Annotated in this window: 9 protein-coding genes and 4 pseudogenes; 6 read left to right on the top strand and 7 right to left on the bottom strand. The window is 69.2% G+C overall.

Going from position 1 to position 9,371, the window contains the following annotated elements:
* Positions 1-43: 43 nt before the first annotated feature.
* The 3 genes and pseudogenes from ACH4DZ_RS30755 (at position 44) to ACH4DZ_RS30765 (ending at position 1,523) form a co-directional block, all read left to right on the top strand.
* Positions 44-373, top strand: coding sequence for a transposase family protein (locus ACH4DZ_RS30755; protein WP_398290642.1), 330 nt, complete (start codon positions 44-46; stop codon positions 371-373).
* Between the two features lie 304 nt (positions 374-677).
* Positions 678-1,136: pseudogene (locus tag ACH4DZ_RS30760) on the top strand (transposase); the annotation flags it as partial.
* Positions 1,137-1,208: 72 nt separating this feature from the next.
* On the top strand, positions 1,209-1,523 hold the full coding sequence (locus ACH4DZ_RS30765) for a helicase associated domain-containing protein (RefSeq protein ID WP_398290643.1): 315 nt from the start codon (positions 1,209-1,211) through the stop codon (positions 1,521-1,523).
* A 150-nt stretch (positions 1,524-1,673) separates the two neighbouring features.
* On the opposite strand, the gene ACH4DZ_RS30770 is transcribed toward ACH4DZ_RS30765, so the two are convergent.
* The 3 genes from ACH4DZ_RS30770 to ACH4DZ_RS30780 all read right to left on the bottom strand — a co-directional run bounded on the left by ACH4DZ_RS30770 (position 1,674) and on the right by ACH4DZ_RS30780 (position 2,728).
* The gene (locus ACH4DZ_RS30770) at positions 1,674-1,820 is read right to left on the bottom strand and encodes a hypothetical protein (RefSeq protein WP_398290644.1); all 147 of its coding nucleotides are present in this window, start codon (positions 1,818-1,820) and stop codon (positions 1,674-1,676) included.
* A gap of 12 nt (positions 1,821-1,832) precedes the next feature.
* Positions 1,833-2,321 (bottom strand): RICIN domain-containing protein, encoded by a 489-nt coding sequence (locus ACH4DZ_RS30775; protein WP_398290645.1) that lies wholly within the window; start codon positions 2,319-2,321, stop codon positions 1,833-1,835.
* Positions 2,322-2,524: 203 nt separating this feature from the next.
* Positions 2,525-2,728, bottom strand: a complete 204-nt coding sequence (locus ACH4DZ_RS30780) for a DUF6207 family protein (protein WP_398290646.1) — start codon at positions 2,726-2,728, stop codon at positions 2,525-2,527.
* Between the two features lie 573 nt (positions 2,729-3,301).
* Between ACH4DZ_RS30780 and ACH4DZ_RS30785 the strand changes: the two are divergent.
* A pseudogene (locus ACH4DZ_RS30785) lies at positions 3,302-3,753 on the top strand (lamin tail domain-containing protein); the annotation flags it as partial.
* A gap of 377 nt (positions 3,754-4,130) precedes the next feature.
* On the opposite strand, the gene ACH4DZ_RS30790 reads toward ACH4DZ_RS30785, so the two are convergent.
* Positions 4,131-4,328, bottom strand: a complete 198-nt coding sequence (locus ACH4DZ_RS30790; RefSeq protein ID WP_398290647.1) for a hypothetical protein — start codon at positions 4,326-4,328, stop codon at positions 4,131-4,133.
* A 742-nt stretch (positions 4,329-5,070) separates the two neighbouring features.
* Between ACH4DZ_RS30790 and ACH4DZ_RS30795 the strand changes: the two are divergent.
* A pseudogene (locus ACH4DZ_RS30795) lies at positions 5,071-6,433 on the top strand (IS1380 family transposase).
* 379 nt (positions 6,434-6,812) lie between these two features.
* On the opposite strand, the gene ACH4DZ_RS30800 reads toward ACH4DZ_RS30795, so the two are convergent.
* Positions 6,813-7,595, bottom strand: a complete 783-nt coding sequence (locus tag ACH4DZ_RS30800; RefSeq protein WP_398290648.1) for a tyrosine-type recombinase/integrase — start codon at positions 7,593-7,595, stop codon at positions 6,813-6,815.
* 123 nt (positions 7,596-7,718) lie between these two features.
* Between ACH4DZ_RS30800 and ACH4DZ_RS30805 the strand changes: the two are divergent.
* Positions 7,719-7,841, top strand: a pseudogene (locus ACH4DZ_RS30805) (pirin family protein); the annotation flags it as partial.
* A 227-nt stretch (positions 7,842-8,068) separates the two neighbouring features.
* Here the strand turns inward: ACH4DZ_RS30805 and ACH4DZ_RS30810 are convergent.
* Together ACH4DZ_RS30810 and ACH4DZ_RS30815 are read right to left on the bottom strand one after the other, a co-directional pair.
* The gene (locus ACH4DZ_RS30810) at positions 8,069-8,824 is read right to left on the bottom strand and encodes an MBL fold metallo-hydrolase (protein WP_398290649.1); all 756 of its coding nucleotides are present in this window, start codon (positions 8,822-8,824) and stop codon (positions 8,069-8,071) included.
* A 46-nt stretch (positions 8,825-8,870) separates the two neighbouring features.
* The coding region (locus ACH4DZ_RS30815; protein ID WP_398290650.1) for an alpha/beta fold hydrolase at positions 8,871-9,371 on the bottom strand (501 nt) is incomplete at its 5' end.

Below are 9,371 nucleotides of genomic sequence, written 5' to 3' on the forward strand. Positions count from 1 at the left end.
GGGCGCCTGATCTGGATATCCGCCGCCCGGGCCGGCCGCACCCATGAACAACACCGCCGCCCGCCACGACCGCAGCCTGGCCCACCTACGCGCCGCCGGCCTCGGGGCACTGGCAGATCTCGGCTTCCGCGGCCTGGACAACGACGTACGCGATTCTGTGATCATCACTGGCTTCCACGCCAGCCGCACCCACAAGCTCACCCCCGGCCAGAAGACCGCCAACCAGGTCCTTGCCATCGCATGCGCATCGGTCGAACACGGCTTCGCCTACCTCAAGAACTGGTGGATCCTCACCAAGCTCCGCACCGACCCCGCTCGTGCGACGCGTCTCCTGCGTGCCCTGCTTGTTCTGACGAACCCGGTCAACCGCTGACGGGCGATCTACTCCTCAGACTGGCGCCCGCGACCAGCGTGAGCACCCCGAGAGCCGGTCACACCAGCCTCCTGACCACCGGGTTAGCGCGGCGATGGCTGTGTCTCTGTCATCCGTGTGTCGCCGACCAAGTGGCTGTTGCGCAGGGGGTTGATGAGTCATGTGGCTGCGGTGTCTCTCTAGCCTCGCGCTTTCACGCAGCGGACTGTCCGACGGGCGGTCAGGTAAGCGAAAAGTGCCTCTGACCAGCAAGAATGAGGATTTTTGAGGTCCTTTTTCCTGCCCAGCCGGAGGTACTTCTCAGGTGAAGAGGAGTATCGGGTCGTACCCGCGTGTCCGCATTGAGGGCGTCGGCCGGACGGTGGTCTCGCAGGCAGGGAGCGTGCTGCTGGTCGAGACGGCCCGCAAGGCCGGCTTGGACACCGCGATATCAGCGGCGCTGACGCCGTGGCGGAAGCCGCGGGCGCTACACGATCCGGGCAAGATCCTGCTGGACGTGGCCTTGGCGGTCGCGCTGGGCGGGGACTGCCTCGCCGATGTGGGGATGCTGCGGGCCGAACCGGCCGTGTTCGGGCCGGTGGCCTCCGACCCGACGGTCTCCCGCCTCATCGACACCCTCGCCGCTGCCGGGCCGACGGCCCTCACCGCGATCCGGTCCGCACGGGCTGAAGTCCGCCAGCACGTCTGGCTGCCGGCCGGAAAGCGCCTGACGCGGACGGGACGGTGACCGTGCACCTCGACGGAGTGCCGGTGATCGCGCCCGAATGCCGGCAGTGCAGCGCGGTCAGCGGCATCGACCTGGCGCCGGGGCGGGGCCGGTCCGCAGCCGGGCATCATGGCGGCGGCGCTAGGCACGGGCCTTGTCCTCCTCCTGGACGAACAGGTCCGCCTGCTGGAAGAAGACGGCATCGACTGGAAGCCCCTCCCACCCTTCGAACGCAAGTGGCGCGAGGGCCTGGCCGCCGCGAAGCGCCACCACGTCCTCCACGGCAACCTCAGCTGCGCCCAAAGCTACATCGCCGACGACGAGTTCCGACTCGGATCATGGCTGGAGAGGAAACGTCGCTTCCCAGAGCGGCTCAGCCCCGAGAAGAGAGAGGCACTGAGCGTGCTGGGGATACGCTGGAGCACGCAGAAGAAGGACACCTGACTCCGAAGGATCATGCCGCCGGGCAGCGCCGCCACCGGTGGACGACGGGGGACGGCCTGCCGTCCAGCGGCCCGGCGCCGATGCCCCGGGCCGCCACGCCGTGCCCCCGTCACCGCTGCGCCGGCAGCTCCAGCCGCTTCGCCCAGTTCCTCAACGTGGTGTCAGTACCCAAATGAGTTCGTAGACGCCCGGGGCGCGGCGGATGCCCTTGACACCGCGGTTCTCGGCCGTGCCCGCGCAGAGTACGCGGGCAACGCGGTCGGTGACGTCGTGCGTGGTGGTGCGGGTCGATGTCACCGGGGCCAACGCCTAGTAGGAAGGCGGATCGATAAAAAACTTCTGGGATCCCTTGTCGGCGCAGGGCTGCTGCAGCAGCGGGGCACGATTAGTGTCCAGGCCGTCGACCTCGACACACTTCCCGGCGAAGGTGCGGATCATGTAGAACGGGCCGCCCATTGGGAGAAGACCGAATCGCTGGGCTTGGCCGCCGTCGCAAGGGTACGTCTGGACGACCGCCCTGTCAGCGGTGCTGACACCCCGTACGCCGACACACAGGCCGCTCGTGCGGATCTCCCACTTGTCGTCGGCCACGGGGCGCAGGTCGAACCGCTGCACGCTCGGGTTGTTGCAGGTCTCCTGGATCAGGCCGACCGAGGCGGCCTTGCTGCCCTGCACACATCTGCCGGACAGCGTCTTGATCTCGGTGTTGGGGGCCAGCAACGACGGCTGGTCGGTGACGGACTGCGCCGTGGGGGCCGACAGCACGGTGGCCAGCAGACCCAGGGACACAGCAACCACGGCCTTCCGGCAGGGACCAGGCATTCTCACAGAGAGTCTCCTTCTTCATAGGGGCGTGACTCTCACTTTCTGCCCTGCCGGCCCCTGTCACTCCCGCGCCACGCGTGGCGATAAGGAGCGCGCCGGGGGAGTGCGCGAAGCACACCCGGAAGGAAAAAGCAGAAGGGCGCCGGAGACGCTCGAATCATCTCCGGGCCCACCACTCAGCCTCCTACGACACCCGACCCCCAGTTGTCGTCGATGTCGTCTTGGCCGTGGTCGGGGTGGAGGCCGAGGAAGAAGCGCAGCCGTACGCCGGGCTCGCCGGGGGAGCGCACGGTACGGCCCGCCGCGGAGACCGCAGCGTGCGCGGTAAGCAGCTCCTGGACGGCGAACGCGGTCGCGTCATCGAGGGCGGCGACCTCCACCACAGCCAGGCCCGGCCGCGCGACGTGTGGCGTCGCTGATCGGTTGCATGTCCGCTCACACGCGACGCCGTGCGCCGGTGGTTCGCCGGGCCCGGGGACTGTCACCCGATCGGGGCGCTCACCGAAGCCCGGCGCCACCTCGCCTGCGTCCTTACGCGGCCGGCCCCACCAGCCCCCGGCCCTGGACGACCAGATCGTGCGAGGGCGCCGGGACCCGACTTCGCTCACACTCCGCCTGTCTCGGCGCGAGGGAAGAGAACCGGCGGCATGACCACGGCGAAGCGGTCCACTTCGCGCGAACGCGGCCGTCAGCCTGGTCGGCGCGCGCCGGACGACGTCTCGCTGAGCACGTGGGCGACCAGGCTGACGGCCGCGAGGCGCCGAACTCCCGCCCGACGGCCGTGACCCGTGTCGGGTGGTCGCCCTGCGCGGGCAGGCGCCGTGCACCGGCTGAGGCACGGCCGGCTGTCCTGAGATCGGGCAATCAGGTCCCAGGCAAAGGGTGTTGTTCGTATTCTGGCGTTCCGCCGGGGTCCGTGGGGGGAGCCCGGCTTGAGCACCTCAAGGACGTTCATGTTCCGTACCCGCAACGCCGCCGCTGTCGCGGTGGCCGCGGCGTTCGCCGGCCTCGCGCTCCTGCCCGTGCAGGCGCTGGCGTCTTCCGGCTCCGTGCACTTGTACAAGATCTACTACGACAGTCCTGGCAAGGACACCCGCTCGACTACGAGTCTGAACGCGGAGTACGTCCAGATCCGCAACACGACCTCCGCGGCCGTGAGTCTGAAGGGCTAGACGCTCGTGGACGCCTCCCGCCACACGTACACCTTCGGCACGTTCACCCTCGGCAAGGGCAAGACCGTCACCGTGCACACGGGCAAGGGGAAGAACACTCCGCGAGCGTCTGTCAGGGGCGGTCGGCGTACGTGTGGAACAACGACAAGGACACCGCCACCCTCAGGAAGTCCACGGGCACCAAGATCGACACGTGCTCGTACAACTCCACCCGCGTCGACTACAAGATGTGCTGGACCGCCACCCCGGCGGCGGTCCAGTTCGGGATCTCTGACCGCCGCCTGACTGTTTCGCCACAAGCTGCCCGCGGAACCGCCGAGAGAACCCTCGTCGGGGTCCGGCCACCCGTGCGCACGCGCCTGACGGGCCCTCGGGCCGCATGGCTCATACGATCCGGATGGCACCTCCCGCAGGACGGACTGGCGTTTCCACGGTGGCCCTGCGTTCCTTCGCACGTACGCGGGGCCACTACCGACCCGCCCGCGAACGCGCCGCGGCGACGCTCCCGCCGCCGGACGGCGCCCTCTGGGACCCGTTCCCGCCGCGCCCCGTCCGTGATCCCATGCCCGCAGGCGCTGTGCCCGGCCGGTCCGGCTGGCCTGGCCCGGGTTCAGGTGGCGTGGATGACGAGGCGGTTCTGTTCGCCGTCGAAGAGATCGGCCAGGACGCGGCCGTCGGGGTGCTCGCCGGTGAACAGGCCGGCCAGGTCGACGTGGACGGTCAGAACGCTGTGGTCGTCGATGGTGTCGGAGATGCCGCGTGTGTCGATGGTGTCCGACCAGGCGTCGAGGTTGCGGCCGAACCACACGGGCAGCCCCGCCGGGGGCGGAGCGCTTGGTGCGCAGGTGGTGCGGGCGGAAGTTCACCGACGAGCGCTGGGAGGAGATCACCGTGCACCGGACCGCCGTGGGGGTCGGGGACAAGTCTGTGTGCGGCCCGTACGCGCGGACGAGGTCGTCCGCGGGGAAGCCGCCGCTGAGGCTGCCCGCGTCGAGGCCGCCGCGCCGCCGGAGCCGGAGGACGACCACAGTCGAAGAGGGGCGGTGGCTGGTTCCGCCGGCGACCCTGACGAACAGGTTGTGCCCGCCGCGCCCGCTGGCGGCCCGGCGGACCGGGCCGAATCGGAGGCTGTGCGGGTGTCGGCTACGGCATTAGCCCCGGATCCGCTTCCACCTGGCGACAGCGGCGTCGCCGCCCCTCTGCAACACCAAGAGGTAGCGGGAGCCCGGCCGCTGGTTCTCGCGCCACATCTGGCTGGACAGGCCCGATTCGGTTCTGGGCACGCCCGGGTGGAAACATCGCGCTCGCGGTCACCTTGGCCAGCGCTGACCTGGCCTGAGCTCCACGGCCGGTGACGGCTGACAAGGGGCAGAGGAGGGTGGCGGGGCGGCGGTGGTTCGCGGCCTGCCGACCGTCTGCCAGGTCCTAACCTCGGGCTTTCACGAGGTGGGCTGTCCGAAGTGTGATCGAAAACGCGAGAAGTGCTCCTGAGCTGCAACGATAGGACTTGTCGAGGGTCCAGGTCGTGCCGTGGAAAGAAACATACACAGGTGAAGAAGCATATCGGGTCGTACCCGCCTGTCCGCATCGAGGGCGGCGGGGCGGTGGTCTCCCAGGCCGGGGGCGTGCTGCTGATCGAGACCGTCCGCAAGTCCGGCTTGGACACGGTGATATCAGCGGAGCTGGCGCCGTGGCGGAAGGCTCGGGCGGTGCACGATCCGGGCAAGACCGTGCTGGACGTGGCCCTCGCAGTCGCGCTGAGCGGCGACTGCCTCGCGGATGTCGGGATGCTGCGGGCCGAGCCGGCTGTGTTCGGCCCGGTGGCCTCCGACCCGACCGTCTCCTGCCTCATCGACACCCTGGCCGCGGCCGGCCCGAAGGCCCTGACAGCGATCCGGTCAGCACGAGCCGAAGTACGCGAACGGGTCTGGTAGTTGGCCGGAGCCTCCTTGCCGGACGCCACCGGACAGGTGTTCGTGGACCTGGACGGGGTGCTGGTGCTGGCCCACTCCGACAAGCAGGACGCCACCGCGACCTGGAAGAAGACCTACGGCCACCACCCGCTGATGGGCTTCGTCGATCACGGAAGCGACGGCACCGGAGAGCCGGTGGCCGCGCTGCTCAGGCCCGGGAACGCGGGCTGCAACACCGCCGCCGACCACATCACCACCACCCAACTCGCCCTGGCCCAGCTGCCGAAGAAGTACCGGCGTGGACGCCGGACGCTGATCCGTACCGACTCCGCAGGCGGCACCCACGAGTTCGTCGCCTGGCTCGCCCAGCGGGGCAGGTGGCTGACGTACTCGGTCGGCACGACCGTCACCGACGCCATCCACCAGGCCGTCCTCAAGGTCCCGCCCGCCGCGTGGACACCCGCCGTCGAACCGGAAGGTGAGATCCGCGACGGCGCCTGGGTCGCCGAACTCGACGGCGACGTCCTCAAGGGCTATCCGAAGGGAATGCGGCTGATCGTCCGCAAGGAACGACCCCACCCCGGCGCTCAGTTGCGCCTCACCGATGCCGACGGCCTCCGGCTCACCGCGTTCGCCACCAACACCACCGACATCCCGATCGCCGCACTCGAACTGCGGCACCGCCAACGCGCAAAGGCCGAGGACCGCATCCGGGCCGCCCGCGCCACCGGCCTGCGCAACCTGCCCCCGCACAGAACCAGATCTGGCTGGAGATCGTCCAGATCGCCTCGACCTGCTGGCCTGGATGCCCATGCTCGCTCTGACCGGCGAAACCCGCAGGTGGGAGCCCCGCCGCTTCCGGCTCCGCCTCTTCTCGGCCGCCGCCCAGCTCGTCACCACCGCCCGCCGCCAGCACCTGAGGTTCGCACGCCACTGGCCCTGGACCGCCGTGATCACCGACGCCATCGGCCGGCTCGAAGCTCTCCCGAACCCAGGCTGACCAGGCAGTTCCCGCCCCCGCGAGCAGCACCATGCCGACCGGAGCCGTGGAACCCGGCGCCCACCCGATGCGAGAGCCGGGCCATCAGCACGGCCATCACCAGCCCGAACAACCGAAACAGCCCGCCGAAGAAACCGACGGACCGTCACGAAAGATCGGGGCTAGGCAGTCCAGCGCGTCGGCTGATGCGACGGACAGTCTCCTCATCCCGCTCAGCGCTCGCTGAGGTGTGTGACGGATGCAGCGTGGACACCTTGTGAACGGCATCGGATGACCACACACCGGTACGCGGTGAGGTGTGATCCAGGGACTGAGGCCGGTCCATGCCTCGTCGTTGTTCCAACGCGACGAACCTGGGATCGACTTGCGGTAGGCGCACCTACGCGATCAATCCCCTGTCGAGAACCTTGGCGGCGGCGCTGATGGAGCCGGGGAGGAGGTGTCGGTAGATCTTGTATGTGATGTCGATGCTTTTGTGGCCCATCCACTCGGCGACGTCGGTGATGGGAATGTTGTGGCTCAGGCAGTTGGACGCGAAGAAGTGCCGCATCCCGTAGAGGACCATTCCCTCGGGGATGTCTGCTTCGCCGGCCTTCTTGATGCGCTGCCACCGGTTGTGCAGGTAGTAGTACGGCAACGGCCGGTTCGGATCCTGTGGATGACGGAGCAGATAGCCGTCAACCGTGCCGTGCTTTTCGGCGTACCACTCGATGGTCTCCCGGGTTCGGGTCGGCAGCGGCACGTCCCGGTACGCGCCGGCCTTGCGGTGCTTTAGGCGTGCGTACTGGCCGCTGGTCTGGTTGACCTGTTCGGATATCCGGTACACGTCGTGAGCCACGATGCCGCGGAGACTGACGGCGGCCGCCTCGCCGTTGCGCAGCCCGCAGCCGCTCATCAGATCCGCGATCAGCCGGAAGGTGTCGTCACCGGCCACGCGTATCTGGGCCAACTGCGCCACCGACGGGATGACCGCCTTCGCCGGGTTGTACTGCGGAGGCTTCACACCCTCCAGCGGACTGCCGTCGTAGAGCCCCAGCCGGTGGGCATCCAGCAGAATCGACTTCACCTTGTCGAACGCATTCGACTGCGTCGCCAACCCCGCCCCACTGCGCTCCATCGTCTTGATGAAACCGTCCACCACCTTGTGGTCGAAAGCATCCATCCGCCGGCTCCCCAACGCCGGAAAAATATGGTGCTTCAGCAGAGAATCCAGATGCCGCAGAGACGACCCCTCCAGATGACGCTGACTCTCCCGCCACTCCCTCGCATACCCCTCAAACCGGAACAGGCCCCCGCCGACTGGGCGACGGGGTCGCGGTTCGGCGAGGTGAAGGGCTACGACGGTGACCGGCTCCCTGCCCCGAACTTGCCGCCTGGGGCGCTGAAACCGCGGGGACGGGTGCGCTGACGCTGACCAGTACAAATAGCGCGGTGGCTGCCGACGGGGCCGCGCTCAGGTCTGCCTCGGCCTCCCCTCCTCCAGCGAGCCCGTTACGGATTGCCGCGTGGTCGCGATCACTGCGGCCGGCGTGGCGGGTCCTCGTGGCCGGGCATCACCTGGGAAGTTCGCGATCGTGGAGTGCTCGCCGGCCGGCAGGTCGGCCGGGAGCTTGGGCACGTACTGCTCGTCGGCGCTTACGGGACCTGCACGCGCTCGCCGGTGAGGACGATGCGGACCTCGATGTCGGGGGCGAGACGGGCGACGGCGTCGGCGTAGTGGCGGGGGTCGGGGTCGGTCTTGGTCATCATCTTGTCGCCGAGGCGGCCGCTGGTGAAGGCGTAGTGGTGCGGGATCGCCAGGGTGGGGCGCAGTGCCGCGGTCAGGCCGGCGGCTTGTTCGGCGTCCATGACGAACTGCCGCATGCCGGCTGGGCGGACGCACAGGCCGTTCGTCGGCAGGATGGTGAGGTCGACGGGGCCGATCCGGTCGGGGATGGTGTCGAGTTCGGGGACGCGCAGCGAGTCGCCGCCGAAGAAGACGGTGCGGCCTTCGGCCTGGAGGACGAAGGTCACCTCGTGGACGCCGTGCTCGCCCGGGGTCGCGGTCACCACCAGGGGGCCGACGGTCGCCGACTCCCAGGCTTCGATGGCACGGACGTCACGGAAGCCCTTGTCGCGGGCGATGGTCGCGACGGTGCCTGGGCCGATCAGCGGGACGGAGAGGTCGAAGCCGCCGTCGAGGAGGGCGTCGAGGTCGCAGTGGTCGTAGTGCTCGTGGCTGACGACGACGGCGTCGATCCGGCCGAGGCCGGCGACGTTCGTGGCGAGCTGTTCGCCCGGGTGGTAGGTGGCGGTCTCGGTGAACCAGGGGTCGGTGAGGATCCGGGTCTCGCCGATCTCGATCAGCTGGCAGGCGTGCCCGATCCGGGTCACGGCAAGGGGGGTGTTCATGGTTTCTCCTGCTTTTTCTTGAGGGGTGGCCGGTTGTCCGGGTGGGTCAGGCGCCGAGGTCGATGTCGAGGATGGCGCCGAGGAGTTCCTCGGGGGTCTCCACCTGCGGGAGGTGGCCGGTGCGGGGCAGCAGGGTGAAGGCGGCGTAGGGGATGGCGGCGGCGTAGGCGCGGCCGTAGTCGGGGGTGACGATGCCGTCGCTCTCGCCCCAGATGACGTGGACGGGCAGGTGGAGGCCGGCCAGCCGGTCGATGAGCGTCGGGTCGGACATCGTGGGGCCCGTGTAGCCGATCAGGGCCTGGAGGTCGGGGCTCGGCCCGGCCTGGCCGGCGGGCGGGAGGGGTGCCTTGCGCGGGTCGTGGAAGGAGTGGGTGCTGATCTGCTGCGGTGTCATGCCGGCGAGGTTGGTGATGGGGTGGCCGTCCACCTCGATGCCGACGCCGTCGATGATGACGGCGCCGCTGACGCGCGGGCTTTCCTGCAGGGCGATCTCGGCGGCGAGCCAGCCGCCGAAGGAGTTGCCGACGACGGTGACATCGGTGAGGTC

Origin of the sequence: Streptomyces sp. NPDC017991 (genome assembly GCF_044328075.1) — a bacterium.
In the GTDB taxonomy this organism is placed as follows: Bacteria; Actinomycetota; Actinomycetes; order Streptomycetales; family Streptomycetaceae; genus Streptomyces.